Origin of the sequence: Kitasatospora sp. NPDC059646, from assembly GCF_042734615.1 — a bacterium.
Taxonomy (GTDB): Bacteria; Actinomycetota; Actinomycetes; order Streptomycetales; family Streptomycetaceae; genus Kitasatospora.
In genome coordinates, this window is sequence record NZ_JBHWDS010000034.1 from 30781 (window position 1) to 51396 (window position 20616).

A 20616-nucleotide genomic window follows, 5' to 3' on the forward strand; every position below is an offset into this window, starting at 1 on the left:
ACGGCCCTTGACGCCGGCGACCTGCAGGCCGACGGTGCCGCCCGCGCCGACCCGGGCCTTGGGGGCGCCGGTGCCGTCCCGGGTGTCCAGGAACCGGGCGGGGGTGACCGGCGTCAGTGCGGAGCCCCGGTCGGCGGCGTCGGTGTAGTAGCCGGCGACGTCGGCGACCAGGTCGACCGTTCCGGTGCTGTTGCGCAGGTCGACCTTGCCGTTGGCGACCGGGACCGTGACCTGGGCGGGCACGGTGCGGTGGGCGGCGAAGGACAGGCTCGGCAGGCCGGGGGCGCTCTGCCCGTTCGGGTACGCGGTGACCTGGCCGGCCTCGCTCGGGTCGACGGCGGTCAGGTTCATCACGACGGCGGTGACGCCGTCGGCCGGGACGCCCTTGACGCCGGCGACCTGCAGGCCGACGGTGCCGCCCGCGCCGACCCGGGCCTTGGGGGCGCCGGTGCCGTCCCGGGTGTCCAGGAACCGGGCCGGGGTGAGCGGCACGAACCGGGACTTGGCGGGGGTGTCCGCCGCGGTGACCTCGAACGCCTTCGGCAGGTAGCCCGGGGAGGGCTGGCCGGAGGTGTACCCGATGCCGTCGACCACCAGGTCGTAGCTGCCCGGGGTCAGGCCGCGGGTGTCGACGAGCACGTTCACCGCGGTGCCGTCGGCGTTCACGGACTGCGGGTACACCGGCTTCTGGTAGGCCGGGGCCAGCTCGATCCGGCTGCCCAGCGACAGGCCGGTGCCGTGGATGACGGCGGGCACCAGGGTCTCCGCCCGGCCGGTGGCCGGGGCGATCGACTCCGGGAGGCCGTACCTGGGCGTCGTGCCCCCGGCCATGCCCTGGAGGGTGTACTCCACCGGGGTGGGGGCCTTGGCCGGCGTGACCATCAGCAGCGCCCGGCCGGCGGTGGAGCCGTTGTTCCGGCAGGCGCCGCCGAACTGCGCGTAGTTCTGCATGCACTGGTAGCGCGCGTTGGAGTCGGTCCACTCGTCCGGACCGGAGATCCCCAGCCACGGCACGTCGGCGCCGGTGGCGCTGGTGGTGCCCGCGACGGTGAAGCCCTGGTTCGGGTCCAGGTCGACCACGCCGCAGTAGGCGGTGCCGGACTCGGTGAGCAGTCCGCTGTGCTGCGGGAAGCCGCCCGCCGACAGGACGTTGGAGGCGCACTCGGGGGCCCAGCCGTCCGCCCCGCCGACCTTCCAGACGTCGACGTTCGCGTGGATCGGCCTGTCCTGGTACTCGGACGCGACCACCAGGGCCAGGTACGAGGTCGAGCCGCTCACCTTGCAGGTGATGCCCCACTGCCGGCACAGGACCGTGCCGTCGGCGTCCACCGCCATCAGCACCGTGGACGGGTCGTAGCGGCCGCCGACGGTGCGGCTGCTCAGCCAGAACTTGTCGGTGGGCGCGGCGCCGACCCGCACGCAGCGGGCGTCCAGCGCGGAGGTGAAGTCGAACTGGGTGGACGGGCCGCCGACCGCGGTCGACGGCCGGGAGGTGCACTGCGCGCCGGGCGAGATGTCGCGGCGGACCATCTTGTACGTGTCCGCCTGGCCGTAGCCGACCAGCAGTGCGGTGTAGGACGCGCCGGGGGTCAGCTTGCAGGTGGTGGTGGAGCTGCCGACCGCCGAGCAGACGGTGCTGCCGGAGCCGTCGTTGACGTACACGGCGGCGTTCACCCGGTTGAGGGTGTTGGCGTAGTCCAGCATCTCGGCGGGCGCGTGCCCGTCGGCCGGGACGCTGAGGCAGCGCTGCTGCTCGGTCGGGGTCAGGGACACCTCGGCGCCCCAGGAGCCGCCGTAGCCGGACTGCGGCCAGGCCGTGCAGCCCGCGCCGTTGTCGGTCCGGTGGATCACCAGCGCGTACGCCGTGCCGGCGGTGCCGGTGACGACGGCCCGGAAGGGGGCGGTGCCGGTCAGCTTGCAGACGGTGTAGCCGTAGCCGCCGTTGTCGCACTGCTCGGTGCCGTTGGCGTCGTCGACCTCGACGGTGACCGGGGCGCCGTCGGCGGGCGGCCGGTTGAGCAGGTACAGGCCCTTGCCGGAGGCGGTGGGCAGGGTCAGGCAGCGGGCCTGACCGGCGGTCGCCCAGGTGCCGGTGACGGGGCCGGAGGCGAGGCCGTCGTCGGCGGTGGCGGTGCAGCCGCGGGTCTCGGTCGCCGAGCGCAGGGCCATGCCGAAGGCGCCCGGGTCGCCGGCGTTGCCGTCGAGGACCCAGGTGTGGTCGCCCGCGGTCAGCGTGCAGTCGCCGCTCTGGCAGCTCTCCTGGGTGCCGTCGGCCCGGAACAGCCGCCCGGGCAGGTTCGCTGCGGTGCCGCTCGCCGGGCTGTAGAGGTAGCGTCCCTCGGCCGGCACCCGCAGGGTGCGGCAGCGGGCGGTCGAGGTCAGGTCGGGCGCGTCGCCGTAGGCCTGCGGCTGCGCGACCGCGCAGCCCTCGGGTCGGGACAGCCGGGCCGCGGCGAAGGTGTAGTCCAGGGTCCGGCCGACGATCTGCTGGACGGTCGCCCGGTAGGGGGCGGTGCCGGTCAGCGTGCAGTCGAGGCCGCGGGCGGAGTCGCCGCTGGTGGAGTCGCAGATCCGCTGGCCGGTGCCGTCGTAGACGGTCCAGGTGGTCGAGTAGTCCGGCCCGTAGGTGCGCAGCACGTCGCCCGGGGCGAGGTCGGTGGTGTAGCAGTCGCCGACCGCGCCGGTGCCGAGGGCACCGGTGAACGACTTGGCGGTGCCGAGCGCGCTGTCGGCGCCGGCCACGGTCCGGCACGTGCCGGTGGACAGCAGCGGCAGGTAGGCGACCGAGACCGTGTTGTCCCCGTAGGAGTTGCTCAGCTTCAGGGTGTACGTGCCGGCCTGCGCGGTCGCGCACCGGAACGCGCCGCCGCCGTAGGAGTTGCCGACGTTCTCGCACGCGACGGTGGAGCCGTCGGGCGCGGTGAGCGCGGTGGTCAGGTAGTACTGCTGCGTCGCGAGCACCTGGAACAGCAGCAGGTCGTGATCCTGCGTCAGGTTCAGCGTCGGGCTCGCGGTGCTGTACGCGGTCATCGTGCAGGTGACGGGTGCCTGCGGGTCGAGCGCGGCCGGGCAGGCGCCCGCCGGGTCGGACTCCTGCAGGGACTTCACGGCCGCCTTGTGCTCGGCCTCCGGGTCGGGCTTCGGCGCGGCCTGCGGCCCGGCCTCGGCCTGCTTCCGGGCGGACGCGGCGGGTGTCTGCGGCGCTCCGGCCGCGGGGTTGGCGTCGGCCTTGGCGTCGGCCGGGCCGGCGGCCGCGAAGGCGGTGCCGGACTGGGTGATCAGCGAGGTGAGCAGCAGCGCTCCTGCGGTGAAGATCCCGAGGGAACGCTTCGGTCTGCCGGCGGACGGCAGCAGTCCCATCAAACCCCCCAAAGGTTCGAAAATGCCCAACGCCGGTGATGTCCACCGGAGTTCGAGGCAGGCGGAGTCTAGCGGGCCGTACACACAGCATCGCCACCGATATTCCGGGCCCGGCACGGCCGGGCCCCGGCGGGGGTGCGGCGGGGGTGCGGCCGGCTGCGGAAGATGAGAAAGACGGGCGTCCTTTACCTCCGGGGTTCTGTGTATGGAGGAACCGTCACCTGGGACGCCCCGGCGGTAAAGGGCGGGTCCAATCCGGGGCCGGGCCATTGCAGTTGACGGGACATCATCACTAGCGTCGTCGGTGGCTCACCGTGCGATTCCCCCCGGCGCAGGAGCCTCGGCCCCGTTCGTGCCGTCACTCCCGCCTGCCCCGCCGCACGTTCGCGGGCCGCTCCCCCTCGTGCTCCCCCACCACTGGAGGCAGTCCCTTGCGTACCCTCACCGCGCCCACGCTCATCAGCGCCGCGGCGCTCGCGCTCACCGCGTTCACCGGACTCGCCGCCGCGCCGGCGGACGCGCAGTCCGCGCCCACCACGTACAGCAAGAACGGGGTGTCCTGGGTGCGGGCGTGCGACACGCTCGCCAAGGGCGACACCATGGGCTGCCACGCGCTGAAGGTGACCAGCGTGGCGCAGCACGTCAACGCGCTGGGCGTGACCCCGAACGCCACCCCGTCCGGCTACGGCCCGGCGGACCTGCAGAGCGCGTACAACCTGCCGGCGAACGGCGGCGCGGGCGCGACCATCGCGATCGTCGACGCGTACAACGACCCGAACGCCGAGTCGGACATGGCGGTCTACCGGGCGCAGTACGGCCTGCCGGCCTGCACCACCGCGAACGGGTGCTTCAAGAAGGTGAACCAGACCGGCGGCACCAAGATGCCGACCTCCAACTCCGGCTGGGCGGGCGAGATATCGCTCGACCTGGACATGGTGTCGGCGATCGCGCCGAACGCGCACATCATCCTGGTGGAGGCCAGCAGCGCGACCATGGCGAACCTGGGCACCTCGGTCAACACGGCGGTCAGCCTCGGCGCGAAGTACGTGTCGAACAGCTACGGCGGCGGCGAGTCCTCGTCCGACACCAGCTACGACTCCTCGTACTTCAACCACCCGGGCGTGGCCATCACGGTGTCCTCGGGCGACGGCGCGTACGGCGTCGAGTACCCGGCCGCGTCGAAGTACGTGACGGCGGTCGGCGGCACCGCGCTGACCCGCAACTCCAGCGCCCGGGGCTGGGGCGAGTCGGTCTGGTACACCAACTCGACCGAGGGCGCGGGCTCCGGCTGCTCGGCGTACGACGCCAAGCCGACCTGGCAGAAGGACACCGGCTGCGCCAGGCGCACCGTCGCCGACGTCTCGGCGGTCGCCGACCCGGCGACCGGCGTGGCCGTGTACCAGACGTACGGCGGCAGCGGCTGGGCGGTGTACGGCGGCACCAGCGCGTCGGCGCCGATCATCGCGAGCGTGTACGCGCTGGCCGGGACGCCGTCGACCGGGTCCAGCCCGGCGTCGTTCCCGTACGCGCACACCGGTGCGCTGAACGACGTCACCTCCGGCTCGAACGGCAGCTGCTCGCCGAGCTACCTGTGCACCGCGGCCGCCGGCTACGACGGCCCGACCGGGCTCGGCACCCCCAACGGCATGGCGGCGTTCGCGGGCTGACGGCGCCTCACCCGCGGCACGCCGAAGGGCGGTGGTGCGCAGGGAACCCCCTGTGCGCCGCCGCCCTTCGGCGTGTCCCGCCCGGTGATCGACCGTCAGGGATCAGGACGACGCCGGGCGGACCAGCCGCTCGTCGGGGACGACCGCGACGCCGAGGATCTCGATCATCGCCTCAGGCTGCCACAGGGCGGTGGTGCCGATGCCCGCCATCGCCGGGTAGACCGGGCCGGCGAGCTCGCGCCACACCTCGCCGATCTCCTTGCCGTGCGCCTGGTAGTCGGGGATGTCGGTGAGGTAGAGCGTGATGCTCACCAGGTCCTCCGGGCGGCCGCCCGCCTCGGCGAGGGTGGCGAGGACGTTGGAGAACGCCTGCCGGAACTGTTCGACGATGCCGCCGGGGACGATCCGCATCTCGCGGTCCAGGGCGGTCTGCCCGCCGAGGTGCAGGGTGTTGCCGCAGAGGGTGCCGTGCGAGTAGCCGCGGGGCTGGGGCAGCGAGGCGGGGTTGACCGGTACGGGGGCCGAGTGGCTCGCCATGGAGGGTCTCCTGCGGGTCGGTTGCCGTCGGGGCCGCCACGGTAGCAGCTATTGACAGTCTTGTGACGGCCGCAGAAACATTGAAACACCGCGCCCGGCAGCGGCCGGGCGGCGGCGCCCAGGCGGAGGTCCCTCCCATGCAGCTCGCAACGGTCGCCCACCCGGGCGGCGCCACCGGCGCCGCGGTGCTCCAGGACGGCGCCTGGCACGCCTTGCCGGCGCCCGACCTGTCGGCGTTCCTCCGCTCCGGCGCCCCGGTGCGACCCGGCGCGGAGATCCCCGGCGCCGTCCCGGTGCTGCCCCTGCCCTCGCCCGGCAAGGTGCTCTGCTGCGGGCTGAACTACGCCGAGCACATCCGCGAGATGGGCCACGAACTCCCGTCCCACCCCACGCTGTTCGCGAAGTTCGCGGACACCCTGGCCGGCCCGCGGCAGGACCTGGTGCTGCCGCCCGGCCTGCAGGTGGACTGGGAGGCCGAGCTCGCCGTGGTGGTCGGTGCGACGCTGCGGCGCGCCGACCGGGCGACGGCGCTGGCCGGGATCGCCGGCTACACGGTGGCGAACGACGTCTCGGTGCGGGACTGGCAGGGCCGCACCTCGCAGTGGCTCCAGGGCAAGGCCTGGGACGGGTCCTGCCCGCTCGGCCCGGTGGTGGTCACCCCGGACGAGGTGGACCCGGCGGCCGGACTGGAGGTGGTCTGCCGGGTCAACGGCGAGGAGGTGCAGCGCGCCCGCACCGGGACGCTGGTGTTCGACCCGGCCGACCTGCTGGCCTACGTCTCCGCCTTCACCGTGCTGCGCCCGGGCGACGTGGTCCTCACCGGGACGCCCGGCGGCGTCGGCGCGGCCCGCGACCCGCAGCGCTTCCTCGCCGACGGCGACGTGCTGGAGACCTCCGTCTCCGGCATCGGCGCCCTGCGCAACACGGTGCGCTTCCGGGACTGACCGCGGCGAGCCGCAGCACCGGGCGGCCCGGCAGAGCCGACGATCCATCAGAAGAGAACCTCTCGAACCGCCCCCAGCCACGACGAGGAGCTTTCCATGGACCCCACCCCCGGCAACTCCCCCGACTACCGCTCGTACCTCCTGGAGGGCGACAACTCGGCCTACGCCACCGCCGGCGGCCTGGTGGTCCCGGTGGTCACCCGGGCCGGCGCCGAGCCCGGCGACACCGGGCAGTCGGCCGGCGCGACCCGGATCTCGGGCATCAGCATCCAGCACACCCCCGCGACCCGGCTGTGGTTCGGCAAGGTCGGCAACGAGCCCGGCTACCGCTCGGTGCCGCACCACCACGGCGAGGCGGAGACCGGCGGGTACGTGCTGTCGGGGCTCGGCCGGATCTACTTCGGCGCGAGGTTCGCCGACTACGTGGACCTGGCCGAGGGCGACTGGGTGTTCGTCCCGCCGTTCATGCCGCACGTGGAGTGCAACCTGGACCGGAACCGGCCGCTGACCTGGATGACCACCCGCACGCCGGAGAACATCGTGGTCAACCTGCCCGACGTGCCGGACGCCGAGCTGCCCGACTGGCTGGACCGGCCCTGATGGCCGACACCACCTCGGAGTCCTTCGCCGCCGCCGTCGCCCTGGAGCCGGTCGCTCCCGAGCACTTCGACCTGGCGTTCACCGCCGTCACCCAGCCCTGCCCGTGGCCGAAGGCGTACGGCGGCGACCTGGTCGCACAGGCGGCGGCCGCCGCCATGCGGACGGTCGAGGACGGCAAGGCGCTGCACTCGATGCACTCGTACTTCATGCGCCCGGCCGAGATCGGCGAACCGGTGCGCCACGAGGTGGAGGTGCTGCGCGACGGCCGCGGCTACGCGACCCGGCAGGTGCGCGCCTACCAGCGCGGCAAGGCGCTGTACGTGTGCCTGGCCAACTTCGCGGCGGGCGAGCCCGGCGGCCGGTACGCGGCCGCGCTGCCCGAGCCGTACCCCAGCGGGCTGCCCGGGCCGGAGGAACTGCCCGACACGGCCGCGTACTTGGCGGACCGCGCGGGCGGCACGATGACCCGGGCGGCGAAGGAGTACTGGTCGGCGGGGCGCAGCTTCGACCTGCGGCACGTGCCGGGCCCGCTGTACCTGGACGTCGAGGGCGGGCGGGCGCCGCACCAGGCGGTGTGGGTGCGGCCGTTCGACGCGCTGCGGCCGGTGGAGGGGCTGACCGGGGCGCAGCGGGACGCGGCGGCGCTGGCCTACGTGTGCGACTACACGATCCTGGAGCCGGTGCTGCGGGTGCTGGGCCTGGCGTGGGCGCGGCCGGGGCTGGTGACGGCGAGTCTGGACCATGCGATGTGGTTCCACCGTCCGCCGGGGCCGGGCGAGTTGGACGGCTGGCTGCTGTACGCGCAGCGGGCGGTGGCGGCGGAGTCGGGGCGGGGTCTCGGCGAGGGGCGGTTCTTCACGCCGGAGGGCGTGCACCTGGCGACGGTGCTCCAGGAGGGCATGATCCGCGAGGGGGCGGGGAGGTGAGCGGGGTGCCGTCGGGGTTCCGCGACCCGTTCGCGCGCGAGCACCTGCCGCCCGCGGAGCAGTGGCCGGTGCTGGAGTTCACCACCGAGCTGCTGCGCCACCCCGAGCGGCTGAACGCGGCGGTGGAGCTGTTGGACCGTCAGGTGGCGGCGCTGGGCCCGGACCGGCCGGCGCTGCGCACGCCGGGCGGGGAGCTGTGGACGTACGGCGAGCTGCAGCTGCGGTCGGCGCAGGTGGCGCAGGTGCTGGCGGAGGACCTGGGGCTGGTGCCGGGCAACCGGGTGCTGCTGCGGTCGCCGAACAATCCGTGGGCGGTGGCGGCCTGGCTGGGTGTGCTGCGGGCCGGCGGCATCGCGGTGGCGACGATGGCGGCGCTGCGGGCGCGGGAGTTGGCGCCGATCGTGGCCAAGACCCGGCCGGCGGTGGCGCTGGTGGACCACCGTTTCGCGGACGGCGTCGAGGGCGTCCCGGTGGTGGCGTTCGGCGGCGGCGGCGCGGACGACCTGGTGCGGCGGGCGGCGGCGAAGTCGGGGCGGTTCGCGGCGGTGGACACGGCGGCGGACGACGTCGCGCTGTTCGGGCCGACCTCGGGCACCACGGGCGTCCCCAAGATCACCGTGCACTTCCACCGCGACCTGCTGTCGATCGACAACACCTTCGGCAGGTGCACGCTGCGGCTGCGTCCGGACGACCTGGTGGCCTGCACGGCGCCGCTGGCGTTCACGTTCGGCCTGGGCATGCTGGTGGTGTTCCCGCTGCGGGCGGGCGCGTGCGCGTTCCTGACCGAGTCGGCGACGCCGGCGGAACTGGCCGGGCTGGTCGCGGAGCACGGGGTGACGGTGCTGGCGACGGCTCCGACCGCGTACCGGCAGATCGTCAAGTCCGGTCTGGCGGGGCGGCTTTCGAGGCTGCGCCGGGCGGTGAGCGCGGGCGAGCACATCCCCCGGGAGGTGTGGGAGCGGCTGCGTACGGAGGCCGGGATACGGGTGGTGGACGGCATCGGGGCGACCGAGCTGCTGCACATCTTCATCTCGGCGGCGGACGACGAGATCCGGCCGGGGGCGACCGGCCGGCCGGTGCCGGGGTTCCGGGCGGCGGTGCTCGGCCCGGACGGCGAGGAACTGGGCCCGGGCGTGGAGGGCCGGCTGGCGGTGATCGGCCCGGTCGGCTGCCGGTACCTGGACGACGAGCGGCAGTCGGACTACGTGGTCAACGGCTGGAACGTCACGGGCGACACCTTCGTCCGCGACGAGGACGGCTACTTCTGGTACCGGGCGCGCAGCGACAACATGATCGTCTCCTCGGGCTACAACATCGCCGGCCCCGAGGTGGAGGCGGCCGTGGACAGCCATCCGGACGTGCTGGAGTCGGCGGTGGTGGCCGCGCCGGACGCCGAACGGGGCTCCGTGGTCTGCGCGTTCGTGGTGCTGCGGGCGGGCGCGGCCGGGGACGCGGCGACGGCGCGCAGCATCCAGGACCACGTGAAGCAGCAGATCGCGCCGTACAAGTACCCGCGCGAGGTGCGGTTCGTGGCGGCGCTGCCGCGCAATCCGAGCGGCAAGCTCCAGCACTTCAGGCTCCGTCGGATCGTGGAGGGCACGGCATGAGGATCGCGATCGCGGGCGGCGGCCCGGGCGGGCTGTACTTCGCCGCGCTGATGAAGCAGTTGGACCCGGCGCACCAGGTGACGGTGTGGGAGCGCAACGCGCCCGACGACACCTTCGGCTTCGGCGTGGTGTTCTCCGACGAGACGCTGACCGGCATCGCGGGCGCCGACGCGGTGGTGCACGCCGCGATGGAGCGGGGCTTCGCCCGCTGGACGGACATCGACGTCGACGTCGACGGGCACCGGTTCACGGTCGGCGGGCAGGGCTTCGCGGCGATGGGCCGCAAGGAGCTGCTGCAGATCCTCCAGCGGCGGGCCGCCGAGCTGGGCGTGCGGGTGCACTACCGGACGCCGGCGCCGGACGTGGACGAGCTGTCCGCGACGCACGACCTGGTGCTGGCGGCGGACGGCGTGCACTCGGCGGTGCGGGCCGCCCGGGCGGGGGCGTTCCGCCCGTCGCTGGACGGCCGGCGCAACAAGTACATCTGGCTGGGCACCGACCTGGTCTTCGAGGCGTTCCAGTTCTTCGTCAAGCAGACGGAGTGGGGCACCATGCAGATCCACGGCTACCCGTACTCCGACGAGGGCTCGACGTTCATCGTGGAGATGCACGAGGACGTGTGGCGGCGGGCCGGCTTCGACCGCACCGCCGGGCGGGAGTTCGGGCCGGGCGAGTCCGACGAGTACGCGGTCGGGCGGATCGCGGAGATCTTCGCCGCCGAGCTGGCCGGCCACCGGGTGCGCACCAACAACTCGCGGTGGCTGAACTTCACCACCGTGCGCAACGAGCGCTGGTACGACGGCAACGTGGTGCTGCTCGGCGACGCCGCGCACACCGCGCACTTCTCGATCGGCTCCGGCACCAAGCTCGCCATGGAGGACGCCCTCGCGCTGGCGGCCTGCCTGCACGAGCGGCCGACGGTGGCCGAGGCGCTGGAGGCGTACCAGGCGGAGCGCAGGCCGGTGGTCGAGTCGACGCAGCGGGCGGCGCAGGCCTCGCTGGAGTGGTTCGAGAACATCGGCATGTACGCCGGTCAGGAGCCCGCGCAGTTCGTCTTCAACCTGCTGACCCGCTCGCGCCGGATCACCTTCGAGAACCTGAAGGAGCGGGACCCGGAGTTCGCCGCCCTGATGGAGCGCGAGTTCGCCCGCAGCCAGCGCTCCGCCGAGACCGTTCCGGCGATGTTCCAGCCGGTGCGGATCGGCCCGCTGCGGCTGAGCAACCGGATCGTCGTCTCGCCGATGGACATGTACTCGGCGGTGGACGGCGTGCCCGGGGACTTCCACCTGGTGCACCTGGGCTCCAAGGCCCTCGGCGGCGCGGGCCTGGTGATGAGCGAGATGGTCTGCGTCTCGCCCGACGGCCGGATCACGCCCGGCTGCCCGGGCTTGTGGAACGACGGGCAGCGCGACGCCTGGCGGCGCGTCACCTCCTTCGTCCATGAGCGCAGTTCGGCCCGGATCGGACTGCAACTGGGCCACTCCGGCCGCAAGGGCTCGACCCGGCTGATGTGGGAGGGCATGGACGAGCCGCTCCCGGACGGCAACTGGGAGGTGATCGGGCCGTCCGCGCTGCCGTACGGGCCGGGCTGCCACCTGCCGCGCGAGGCGACCCGCGCCGACCTGGACCGGGTGGTGGCGGACTTCGCGGCGGCGGCGCGGCGCGGGGTGGACGCGGGCTTCGACCTGATCGAGGTGCACGCCGCGCACGGCTACCTGCTGTCGTCCTTCCTGTCCCCCGTCGCCAACCGGCGCACCGACGCGTACGGCGGCGGCCTGGAGAACCGGCTGCGCTTCCCGCTGGAGGTGTTCGACGCGGTGCGGGCGGCGGTGCCGGAGCGGATCCCGGTGACGGTGCGGATCTCGGCGACCGACTGGCTGCCGGACGGCAACACCGACGAGGACGCGGTGGAGATCGCCCGGGCGTTCGTCGCGCACGGCGCGGCCGCGATCGACGTCTCCTCCGGGCAGGTGGCCAAGGAGGAGCGGCCGGCCTACGGGCGCTCGTACCAGACGCCGTTCGCCGACAAGATCCGCCACCGGGTGGCCGGGCCGGCCGGGGTGCAGGTGATCGCGGTGGGCGCGATCTCGTCCTACGACGACGTCAACTCGATCCTGCTGGCCGGGCGGGCGGACCTGTGCGCGCTGGGCCGCACCCACCTGTACGACCCGCAGTGGACGCTGCACGCGGCGGCCGAGCAGGACTACCGGGGCGCGGGCGCCGAGTGGCCGGTGCAGTGGCAGGCCGGGCGGCGCCGGCCGCCGACCTCGCGCACCGACCGGGTCCCGCCCCGCCTCTCGCTGCTGCGCGAGGGCCCGGCCGGGCCGGTGCACCTGCGGTGGAGGCCGGAGCGCCGGATCGGGGTGTCCGCGTGAGCCCCCGCCCGGCGGCGGCAGTGGCGGTGGCGGTGGCGGTGGCGGTGGCGGTGCGATCATGTGCCCGGCGTCCGCCATACTCGGTGGGATGAGCGAGACGAAGGACGCCCGGCCCACCGCGGCACGCCGTTCCCGGACCGTGCTGGTGACCTTCCTCGGCGCCGTCGTCCGCAAGATGGGCAACTGGATGCCGATCGCCGGCACCGTCGAACTGCTCACCCAGGCGGGCCTGGACGCCTCCAGCGTCCGCACCGCGGTGTTCCGGCTCAAGCAGCGCGGCTGGCTGGCGGCCGAGACCCGCGGCGGGGCGCGCGGCTACGCGCTGACGCCCGCCGCACTGGAGGCGCTGGCCGCCGGGGACGAGGTGATCTGGCACGCCCGGCAGCCCGCCGACCTGGCCGACGGCTGGTGCCTCGTCAACTTCTCCGTACCGGAGTCCGCCCGGGCCAAGCGCCACCGGCTGACCGCGCACCTGACCTCGCTGGGCTTCGGCAACATCGGCGCGGCGGTGTGGATCGCCCCCGCCCGGATGCTGCCGGCCGCCGGGCGGGCGATCGGCGAGCTCGACCTGACCGACCAGTGCGCGGTCTTCACCGGCGACCACGTCGGCGGGCAGGACCTCGCCGCGATGGTCCGCAAGGGCTGGGACCTCGCCGAGATCGACCGCCGCTACCGGGAGTTCATCACCGCCCGGGCCGCCGAGGCCGACCGCCTGGCCGCCGCCGCCTTCGTGGACGGCCGGCAGGCCTTCGTCGGCTACCTGTCCGTCGTCGACGACTGGCGCAAGCTCCCGTTCCGCGATCCCGGCCTGCCCCCGCAGGTGCTGCCCGCCGACTGGTCCGGCCCCGCCGCCGTCCGCCTCTTCGAACGCCTGGTCGCCGCGCTGGAGGGCCGCGCCCTCGCGCACGCCGCACCGTACTGGTCCGCCCAGCCCCGGAGGCCCTGAACGCCGGGGCGGCGGACAACGCCAAAAAGGCGGGCCCGGAACGAGAGTTCCGGGCCCGCCCTGTCAGTAGCGGGGACAGGATTTGAACCTGCGACCTCTGGGTTATGAGCCCAGCGAGCTACCGAGCTGCTCCACCCCGCGTCGGTGAACCCAACAATACAGCACGTCGGAGGCCGGACCGACCACGGGCCGTTCGGACCGGTTCCGCAACCGCCCGGCAGGCGGCGCCCCGGCTGTGGTGGGATGAGCCAACGAGTGCGTCGGGGACGGGACTTGGGAGGCACGGGTGGCGTCGGTCGTACTGGTGCACGGAATCTTCAACCACGTCGCGGGGGCGACCCCGGAGCAGGCGGCGCGGGTCCGCGCCGACGCCTGCCGCGACCGGCTCGCGGCGGGCCTCGCCCGGCTGTCCGTCCCCGCCCCCGAGGTGGCGATGGCCTACTACGCGGACCTGCTGCGGCCCGACCTGCCCGAGCAGGCCCAGGACGCCGCAGCGGCCGGGGGCTTCGAGGAGCTGACGCCCGCTCAGCGCGCGGCCGCCGCCGAGTGGCTGGCCGCGGCCGGAGCCGTGCTGCCCGCCGAACCGCAGAACGTCGGCCTCGCGCCGCTGCGGCACCTGCTCGGCGTGCTGGTGCGCGAGCGCGGCGGGCGGCTGACCGCGGCGGTGCGGGAGCGGACCGTCCGCCGGATCGAACGGGCGCTGGTGGCCAACCTCCGCGAGGTGGAGGCCTATTCGACCTGGCCGCAGCGGCGCGCCCTGGTCCGGGACCGGGTGGCGGAGGCGGTCCGCCGGGAGCGGCCGAGCGTGGTGATCGCGCACTCGCTGGGGTCGTACGTCGCCTACGAGACGCTGCACGCCTTCCCCGAGCCGGCCGTCGACCTGCTGGTGACGGTCGGCTCGCCGCTGCGGGTGCCCTCGCTGGCCCGTCGCCTCGATCCGCCGCTGCGGGCGGGGCGCGGCGCCAGGCCGGCCGGGGTCGGCCGGTGGGTGAACCTCGCGGACGCGGGCGACCTGGTCGCGGTGCCGCCCGGCCTCGCGGAGGTCTTCCCCGTCGACCACGAGGAGACCACCGGCAACGGCCTCGGCTTCCACGGCTTCGGCGGCTACCTCGCCAACGGCCTGCTGGCCGCCGCCGTCGCGCCCTACCTGTCCTGACCGTCGATCACCTCTCAAGAAAGGCCGGGGCCGGGTGGCACGGGCGCTGGTAGCCGGAGTGGGGAGCTTCCCCGCACTCCCCCTCGACGAGGACGAACTGGCCGACGGGACGGCCGCCTTCGCGCCGCTGCCGGCGGTCGCGGACGCGACCCGGGCGCTGGCCACCGCGCTGGACCGGGCCGGGGCGCCGCCGGGCGGCGAGCCGTTGCTCGACTGCACCCGCGCCGAATTCACCGCCCGCTGGGACGGCCTGCGGCGCACGGCCGACCCGGACGAGCCGCTGGTGGTGCACTTCTGCGGGCACGGCGCGCAGTCGCCGGGCGGCGGCGGCCTGTTCCTGGCGACCGCCGACGGGCAGGCCGCGGCGGACCGGCTGTTCGACACCTGCGTGAGCTTCGCCGGCCTGCTGGAGGCCGCCGAACTGTCCGGCCGGCCGGTGCTGTTCCTGCTGGACGTGTGCGGCGCGGGCCGGGCGGTCGTCCAGCAGCAGCTGAACGACCTGGCCGCGCGCCGGGCCCAGGACGCGCCGCGCAGGGTGTCGGTCGTCGGAGCCTGCGCCGACGGGTCGCTGACCTACGGCGCGCGGTTCACCTCGGCCGCCGCCGAGGTGCTGCACCGGCTGGCCGACGGCGCGCTCGACCTCACCCCCACCCTGGAGTTCGTCCCGGTCGAGACGCTCGCCGCGGCGATCGACCGGCTGCTCGACGGCCCGGGCGGCGGGACGGTGGTCCGCACCCCGCACGCCGCGGCGGCCGGGGAACCGCAGCCGTTCTTCCGCAACCCGGCGCACACCCGCGACCCGCAGGCGGGCCTGCTGAGCGGGATGAACCCGCGGCTGCGCGAGTTCGCGCTCGGCTGCGCCCCCGGTCTGGACCCGCTGCACTTCGCCACCCGGGCGGCCGGCAACCCCACCGTCCACGTCGTCCAATTCTCCGGACGCACCGCGCAGTTGGCGACCGTCACCGACTGGCTGGAGCGCGCCGACGACGAGCGTGACAACCTGCTGGTGGTCACCGGCGGACCGGGCAGCGGCAAGTCCGCGCTGCTCGGGGTGGCCACCTGCCTGCTGCACCCCGAACTGGAGCCGCTGGCCGAACTGGTGCGCCCGGTGGTGCCGCAGTTCGCTCCGCGCCCGCCGGCCACCGTCCTGGCCGTCCACGCCCGGCAGTTGACGCTCCGGCAGATCACCGACTCGCTGCGCCACCAACTCGACCGGCAGACGGCGGACGGCGCCGTTCGGCCCGGGCCGAACGGCGGATCGCCGGGCGGCGCCGGCGGCCCGGCCGAACTGCTGCGGGAACTGCGGGCCGCCGAGGACGTGCTGATCGTCCTGGACGCCCTCGACGAGGCCCAGGACCCGGCGGAGGTCGTCGCCGAACTGATCCTGCCGCTGACCGGCGGCGACCCGGCGGGCGGCTGCCGGCTGCTGGTCGGCACCCGTCCGTGGTGGGACTCCCTGCCGTCCCTGGCCGCCGCCTGACGGAGCGTCCGGCGGCGGCGCTGGACCTCGACCCGGCCACGCCCGAGGACCGCGCCGCCCTCGCGGCGGACCTGCGGTCGTACCTGCGCAAGCTGCTGCCGCCGCGCCGGTTCCCCGACCCGGAGGTCCGGGCGATCGCCGACCGGATCGCCGACTACAGCGACCACGGGGCGTTCCTGGTGGCCGCCCTGTACGCCGACCACCTGCTCACCGCGGCCGGCCGCGGGACGGCCGGCCCGCCGTGCACCATCACCGAGGTGTTCGACCTGCACGTGGACGCCCTCGCGGCCGCCGACCCGTGGGTGCGGCCGGTGCTGACCGTGCTCGGCCGGGCCCGGGGTCACGGCATGCCGCTGGACCTGCTGCACGCTGCGGCGCTCGCCCACCGCCCGCCCGCCGCCGACCGGCCGACCCCCCAACTCGCCGACACCCGGCGGGTCCTGACCAAGGCTGCGTTCTACCTGCGGACCACGCCGGACACCGACCACCGTCTGCTGTACCGCTACTTCCACCAGGCGCTGGTCGAGCACACCGGGCCGGACGTCGACCCGGCCGTCCTGCACCACTCGCTGCTCGCGGCCGACGGCGCCCCGGTCGACTGGCGCCGCGCCCAGCCCTACCTGCTGCGGCACGCCGCCGAGCACGCCGTGGCGGCCGGCGGCGACGCCCTCGACCGGCTGCTGCACGACCCCCGGTTCCTGGTGCACGCCGACCCCGACACCCTCGGCCCGCTGCTGCACCACGCGACGACCCGGCTCGGCGCCGAGCACGCCCACGTGTACCGCACCACGGTCGCCCACGACCCGCGCCGCCACCGCGTCGACGTCCGGCGCGACCTGCTGGCGCTGGACGCCGCCGGGTGGCGCCGGCCCGAGCTGTCCGCCGCGTTCACCAAGGCCCTCGACACCGGCGACGGCCCGCGGCCCACCGTGCGCTGGGCGACCCGGCAGTCCCATCCGTCCCGGCTGCACACCCTCACCGGGCACACCCGGACGGTGACCGCGGCCGCGACCGCCACGGCGCCCGACGGCACCCCGCTGGCCGTCACCACCGGCAGCGACCACACCGCCATGGTCTGGAACCTGACCACCGGCTCCCGCCTGCACACCCTGCGGGGCCACCGCCACTCGGTGGAGGCCGTCGTCACCGTCGCCGGCACCGACGGCACGCCGCTGGCGGTCACCGCCGGACAGGACGGCGACGCCCTGGTCTGGAACCTGACCACCGGCTCCCGCCTGCACACCCTCCGGGCGACCGACTTCGGCTTCCACGGGGTCGCCCTCACCTCGGTCGCCGCCCTCGTCCTGCCCGACGGCGCCCGACTGGTCGTCACCGGTGGCGCGAACGGCCTGGCCGAGGTCTGGGACCTCGCCACCGGCGAGCGCCTGCGGACCTTCTTCGGACACCGGGCCACCGTCACCACGGTCGTCACCGCCGTCCTCCCGCACGGCCGCCCGCTGGTGGTGACCGGCGGCGAGGACAACTCCGCCCTGGTGTGGGACCCGACCACCGGCGACCGGCTGCACCAACTGGTCGGTCACCACGACGTGGTGACCGCCGCCGCCGTCTCCACCACCTCGAACGGGACCCCGGTCGTGGTGACCACCAGCCGCGACCACAGCGCGATCGTCTGGAACCTCCGCACCGGCGAGACGCTGCACCGGCTCTCCGCCCTGAGCACCTTCGTGGCCGCCCCCGCGGGGCTGCCGGTGGCCGTCACGGCGGGCGGCGGACGCGACGCCGTCGTCTGGGACCTCGCCACCGGCACCCGCCGCCACACCCTCACCGGCCACACCGCCGCCGTCACCTCGGCCGTCACCACCACCGCCCCGGACGGCACCCCGCTGGCCGTCACCACCAGCCGGGACCGCTCCGCCATGGTGTGGAACCTGCGCACCGGCGAGCGCCTGCACGTCCTGACCAGCCACACCGACTGGGTCGGGGCCGCCGCCGCCGGCGCCACCCGCGGCGGCACCCCGCTGGTCGTCACCGCCGGCCGGGACCGCAACGCCATCGTCTGGGACCTGTCCACCGGCACCTCGCTGCGCACCCGGTCCGGGCACATCGGCGAGATCACCTCGATCGAGTGGACCGAGGCCGGCCCGGAGCCGCTGATCCTCACCGCCAGCCGGGACCGCTCCGCGATCGTCTGGGACGCCCGCACCGGCGAGCGCCGACGGACCCTCAGCGGCCACACCCGGGCGGTCACTTCGGTGGCCACCACCGCCGCCCGGGACGGCTCGCTCCGCACCGTGACGTCCGCCGAGGACCACACGGCACTGGTCTGGAACCCGCTCACCGGCGAGCGCCTGAACCGGCTGGCCGGCCACGACGGCTGGATCAGCCCGATCGCCGCCGCCACCGCCCCGGACGGCACCCCGTTCGCCGTCACGGTCGACTACGGAACGCCGGTCGTCCGCTACCTCGACCCCGGGTCCGGGTCGCAGGCGTTCTGGCGGCAGAGCGGCACGCCGATCCACGCGCTCGCCGTCACCCGGCTGCCCGGCGGACGGCAGGTGCTGGTCACCGCGGGCCGCAACGGCACCGCCTCCGTCTGGGACCTGGAGACCTTCGACCTTCGGCTCCCGCTCGTCGGGCACACCGGCGACGTGACCGCCCTCGCCCTCACCGAAGCGGCCGGCGGCGCCCGGCTCGCCGTCACCGTCGGCGACGACCGGACGGCGATCGTCTGGGACCTGGCCCGCGGCACGGCGCTGCACCGCCTGACCGGCCACCTGGCCGAGGTGCTGGCGGTCGCCGTCGTCCCCGGGCCGCGGGGCAGGCCGTTGGTGGTGACCGGCAGCCGGGACCGCACCGCCGTGGTGTGGGACCTCGCCTCCGGCCACCGGCTGCACACCCTGCTGGGGCACACCGGCCGGGTCACCGCCGTGGCCGGGGTGGCCGGGCCGGGGGACGGCCGGGCGGTCGTCACCACCGGCTTCGACCGCACCGCCGTCCTGTGGGACCTCGCCACCGGCCGGGCCCTGCACCGCTGGCACCTGCCGTTCGAAGGCTCGGTCGCCCGGACCGCCCCGGGCGGCTTCCTGCTGGCCTACGGCCAGGAACTCGCCTACTTCTCCTGCTCCTGAGGCGCCGTCGTCCCGGTGTCAGCGGTGGCCGACCAGGCCGGACTCGTAGGCGGTGATGACGAGTTGGACGCGGTCGCGGGCGCCGAGTTTGCCGAGCAGGCGGGAGATGTAGGTCTTCGCGGTGGCGGCGGAGAGGTGGAGTTCGGCGGCGATCTCGGCGTTGGAGCGGCCGAGGCCGACCAGGGTGAGGATCTCGCGTTCGCGGCCGGTCAGTCCGTCGACGGCGGGGGCCGGTGCGGCGGGGGCGGCGGCCGGGTCCTGGCGGGCGAAGTGGGCGATGAGGCGGCGGGTGACGGTCGGGGCGATCAGCGCGTTGCCGGCGGCGACGACCCGGACGGCGGCGATGATGTCGTCGAGTTCCATGTCCTTGACCAGGAAGCCGGACGCGCCGGCGCGCAGCGCGCCGTAGACGTGCTCGTCCTGGTCGAAGGTGGTCAGGACGAGGACCCGCGGGGTGTCGCCGCTCCCGGTGATGAGGCGGGTGGCTTCGAGGCCGTCCATGCCGGGCATCCGGATGTCCATCAGCACGACGTCGGGCCGGAGTTCGGCGGCCAGCCGGACGGCGTCGGTTCCGGTGCCGGCCTCGCCGACGACGGTGAGGTCCGGGGCGTCCGTGATGATCATGTCGAGGGAGGCGCGGACCAGCGGCTGGTCGTCGACCAGCAGCACGCGGGTCGGGGCGGGGGACGTCATCGGGCGGGCTCCAGGGACGGGAGGAGGTCGTCGCGGGCGGGAAGGGGGACGGGAAGCCGGGCGGCCACCCGGAAGCCGCCGCCGGGTTCCGGTCCGGCGGTGAAGCCGCCGTGCAGCAGGGCGGCCCGCTCCCGCATGCCGACCAGCCCGTACCCGTGGGCGCTCCGGGGGGCGCGTGCGGGGCCGGAGTTGACCACGGCGACGCGCAGCTCGTCCGGCCGGAAGTCGATCGAGACCCGGCAGGCCCGCTCCTCGGCGTGCCGCACCACGTTGGTGACGGCCTCCTGCACGATCCGGTACGCGGAGAGTTCGATCTCCGGCGGCAGCGGCCGTCGCGGGCCGGACCAGGCGAGCTCGACCCGGACGCCGGCCGCGGTGGTGGTCGCGGCGAGCGCCGCCAGGTCGTCCAACCCGGGTGCGGGCGCGGTCCGTTCGGCCTCGGCCCCGACGCCGCCGCCGTCCGCGTCGCGCAGCGCCCCGAGCAGGCGGCGCAGCCCGGCGAGGGTCTCCCGGCCGGCGGTCTCGACCTCGCCGAGGGCGGCGCGGGCCCGGTCCGGCTGGGTGTCGAAGACCCGGCGGGCGGCGCCGGCCTGGAGCGCGACGATGCCGATGCTGTGCGCGACCATGTCGTGCAACTCCCGGGCGATGCGCAGCCGTTCGCTGGTGACGGCCTGTTCGGCGGCCTGCGCGCGGAGGGCGTCGGCGTGGGTGTGGCTCTGCCGGACGGCGTGGCCGATCAGCCAGGCGATGGCGGTGGTGAGCGCGCCGGTGACGGTGGTGCTGCCGTAGGCGTCCATGCCGGTGAGCGCGCGCAGGCCGGAGTAGCCGAGGAGGGTGCCGAGGGCGAGGGCGCCGGCGGTGAGGGAGGTGCGGGCGGGCTGGGTCGCGGCGAGGTAGCAGACGGCGACGTCGACGGCGAGGTACTGGAGCAGCGGGATGTCGGCGACGGCCATCGCCATGACGGAGACGACGGTGCCGAACAGCAGCAGGCACAGGGCGGTGAGCGGGCGGCGGCGCGGGCGGCCGGCGGCGAGCACGGCCAGCACGGCGACCGCCTCGTCGAGCTGGTTGCCGAGGCTGAGGGTGAGGACGGAGAGGCCGTCGCGGGTGTGCATCTGCTCGAAGACGGTGTACGCGGTGACGGCCAGCCAGAGCAGCACCATCCAGCTGCCCGGGGCCACGCGGGAGAGGACTTTGGGCGGCACCCGGGTGAGGTTCATGCGCCCGAGCGTAGCG

General features: G+C 75.0%; 14 protein-coding genes and 1 tRNA gene. 10 read left to right on the top strand and 5 right to left on the bottom strand.

Features of this window, described 5'->3' with window-relative positions; all coding sequences use genetic code 11:
• Positions 1 to 3360: hypothetical protein (locus ACFV1L_RS23155; protein ID WP_380368616.1), on the bottom strand; the 3360-nt coding region annotated here is incomplete at its 3' end.
• Between the two features lie 431 nt (positions 3361 to 3791).
• Here ACFV1L_RS23155 and ACFV1L_RS23160 point away from each other — a divergent pair.
• Positions 3792 to 5027: a peptidase S8 gene (locus ACFV1L_RS23160; protein ID WP_380368618.1), complete on the top strand. Its 1236-nt coding sequence runs from the start codon at positions 3792 to 3794 to the stop codon at positions 5025 to 5027.
• 102 nt (positions 5028 to 5129) lie between these two features.
• On the opposite strand, the gene ACFV1L_RS23165 is transcribed toward ACFV1L_RS23160, so the two are convergent.
• Positions 5130 to 5564 (bottom strand): RidA family protein, encoded by a 435-nt coding sequence (locus ACFV1L_RS23165; RefSeq protein ID WP_380368621.1) that lies wholly within the window; start codon positions 5562 to 5564, stop codon positions 5130 to 5132.
• 137 nt (positions 5565 to 5701) lie between these two features.
• Between ACFV1L_RS23165 and ACFV1L_RS23170 the strand changes: the two genes are divergently transcribed.
• The 6 genes from ACFV1L_RS23170 (at position 5702) to ACFV1L_RS23195 (ending at position 12962) form a co-directional block, all read left to right on the top strand.
• Complete coding sequence (locus tag ACFV1L_RS23170; RefSeq protein ID WP_380368624.1) at positions 5702 to 6508, top strand: fumarylacetoacetate hydrolase family protein; 807 nt, start codon at positions 5702 to 5704, stop codon at positions 6506 to 6508.
• 96 nt (positions 6509 to 6604) lie between these two features.
• Entirely contained in the window at positions 6605 to 7108 is a 504-nt protein-coding gene (locus ACFV1L_RS23175) for a cupin (RefSeq protein ID WP_380368626.1), read from the top strand.
• Entirely contained in the window at positions 7108 to 8034 is a 927-nt protein-coding gene (locus tag ACFV1L_RS23180; RefSeq protein ID WP_380368629.1) for an acyl-CoA thioesterase, read from the top strand. Before ACFV1L_RS23175 ends, ACFV1L_RS23180 begins: the two co-directional genes overlap by 1 nt.
• The gene (locus tag ACFV1L_RS23185) at positions 8031 to 9641 is read left to right on the top strand and encodes an AMP-binding protein (RefSeq protein WP_380368631.1); all 1611 of its coding nucleotides are present in this window, start codon (positions 8031 to 8033) and stop codon (positions 9639 to 9641) included. Before ACFV1L_RS23180 ends, ACFV1L_RS23185 begins: the two co-directional genes overlap by 4 nt.
• Positions 9638 to 12016, top strand: coding sequence for a bifunctional salicylyl-CoA 5-hydroxylase/oxidoreductase (locus tag ACFV1L_RS23190; protein ID WP_380368634.1), 2379 nt, complete (start codon positions 9638 to 9640; stop codon positions 12014 to 12016). Before ACFV1L_RS23185 ends, ACFV1L_RS23190 begins: the two co-directional genes overlap by 4 nt.
• Before the next feature lie 88 nt (positions 12017 to 12104).
• Positions 12105 to 12962, top strand: a complete 858-nt coding sequence (locus ACFV1L_RS23195) for a PaaX family transcriptional regulator C-terminal domain-containing protein (RefSeq protein ID WP_380368637.1) — start codon at positions 12105 to 12107, stop codon at positions 12960 to 12962.
• A gap of 67 nt (positions 12963 to 13029) precedes the next feature.
• On the opposite strand, the gene ACFV1L_RS23200 is transcribed toward ACFV1L_RS23195, so the two are convergent.
• A tRNA-Met gene (locus tag ACFV1L_RS23200) sits at positions 13030 to 13103 on the bottom strand.
• A 145-nt stretch (positions 13104 to 13248) separates the two neighbouring features.
• On the opposite strand from ACFV1L_RS23200, the gene ACFV1L_RS23205 reads away from it, so the two are divergent.
• The 3 genes from ACFV1L_RS23205 to ACFV1L_RS23215 are packed head-to-tail and all read left to right on the top strand — an operon-like array spanning position 13249 to position 18687.
• Positions 13249 to 14118, top strand: coding sequence for a hypothetical protein (locus tag ACFV1L_RS23205; protein WP_380368638.1), 870 nt, complete (start codon positions 13249 to 13251; stop codon positions 14116 to 14118).
• 58 nt (positions 14119 to 14176) lie between these two features.
• Entirely contained in the window at positions 14177 to 15598 is a 1422-nt protein-coding gene (locus tag ACFV1L_RS23210) for an ATP-binding protein (protein WP_380368640.1), read from the top strand.
• Positions 15565 to 18687, top strand: a complete 3123-nt coding sequence (locus ACFV1L_RS23215; RefSeq protein ID WP_380368643.1) for a WD40 repeat domain-containing protein — start codon at positions 15565 to 15567, stop codon at positions 18685 to 18687. Before ACFV1L_RS23210 ends, ACFV1L_RS23215 begins: the two co-directional genes overlap by 34 nt.
• A gap of 18 nt (positions 18688 to 18705) precedes the next feature.
• On the opposite strand, the gene ACFV1L_RS23220 is transcribed toward ACFV1L_RS23215, so the two are convergent.
• Positions 18706 to 19380 (bottom strand): response regulator, encoded by a 675-nt coding sequence (locus ACFV1L_RS23220; RefSeq protein ID WP_380368644.1) that lies wholly within the window; start codon positions 19378 to 19380, stop codon positions 18706 to 18708.
• Positions 19377 to 20600, bottom strand: coding sequence for a sensor histidine kinase (locus tag ACFV1L_RS23225; protein WP_380368647.1), 1224 nt, complete (start codon positions 20598 to 20600; stop codon positions 19377 to 19379). Before ACFV1L_RS23225 ends, ACFV1L_RS23220 begins: the two co-directional genes overlap by 4 nt.
• Between the last annotated feature and the right edge of the window lie 16 nt (positions 20601 to 20616).

What these genes read in the sequence shown, in the direction of transcription:
- ACFV1L_RS23165 (WP_380368621.1), bottom strand. Translation starts at nt 5,564, where the DNA reads ATGGCGAGCCACTCGGCCCCCGTACCGGTCAACCCCGCCTCGCTGCCC.
- ACFV1L_RS23170 (WP_380368624.1), top strand. Translation starts at nt 5,702, where the DNA reads ATGCAGCTCGCAACGGTCGCCCACCCGGGCGGCGCCACCGGCGCCGCG.
- ACFV1L_RS23175 (WP_380368626.1), top strand. Translation starts at nt 6,605, where the DNA reads ATGGACCCCACCCCCGGCAACTCCCCCGACTACCGCTCGTACCTCCTG.
- ACFV1L_RS23180 (WP_380368629.1), top strand. Translation starts at nt 7,108, where the DNA reads ATGGCCGACACCACCTCGGAGTCCTTCGCCGCCGCCGTCGCCCTGGAG.
- ACFV1L_RS23190 (WP_380368634.1), top strand. Translation starts at nt 9,638, where the DNA reads ATGAGGATCGCGATCGCGGGCGGCGGCCCGGGCGGGCTGTACTTCGCC.
- ACFV1L_RS23195 (WP_380368637.1), top strand. Translation starts at nt 12,105, where the DNA reads ATGAGCGAGACGAAGGACGCCCGGCCCACCGCGGCACGCCGTTCCCGG.
- ACFV1L_RS23220 (WP_380368644.1), bottom strand. Translation starts at nt 19,380, where the DNA reads ATGACGTCCCCCGCCCCGACCCGCGTGCTGCTGGTCGACGACCAGCCG.
- ACFV1L_RS23225 (WP_380368647.1), bottom strand. Translation starts at nt 20,600, where the DNA reads ATGAACCTCACCCGGGTGCCGCCCAAAGTCCTCTCCCGCGTGGCCCCG.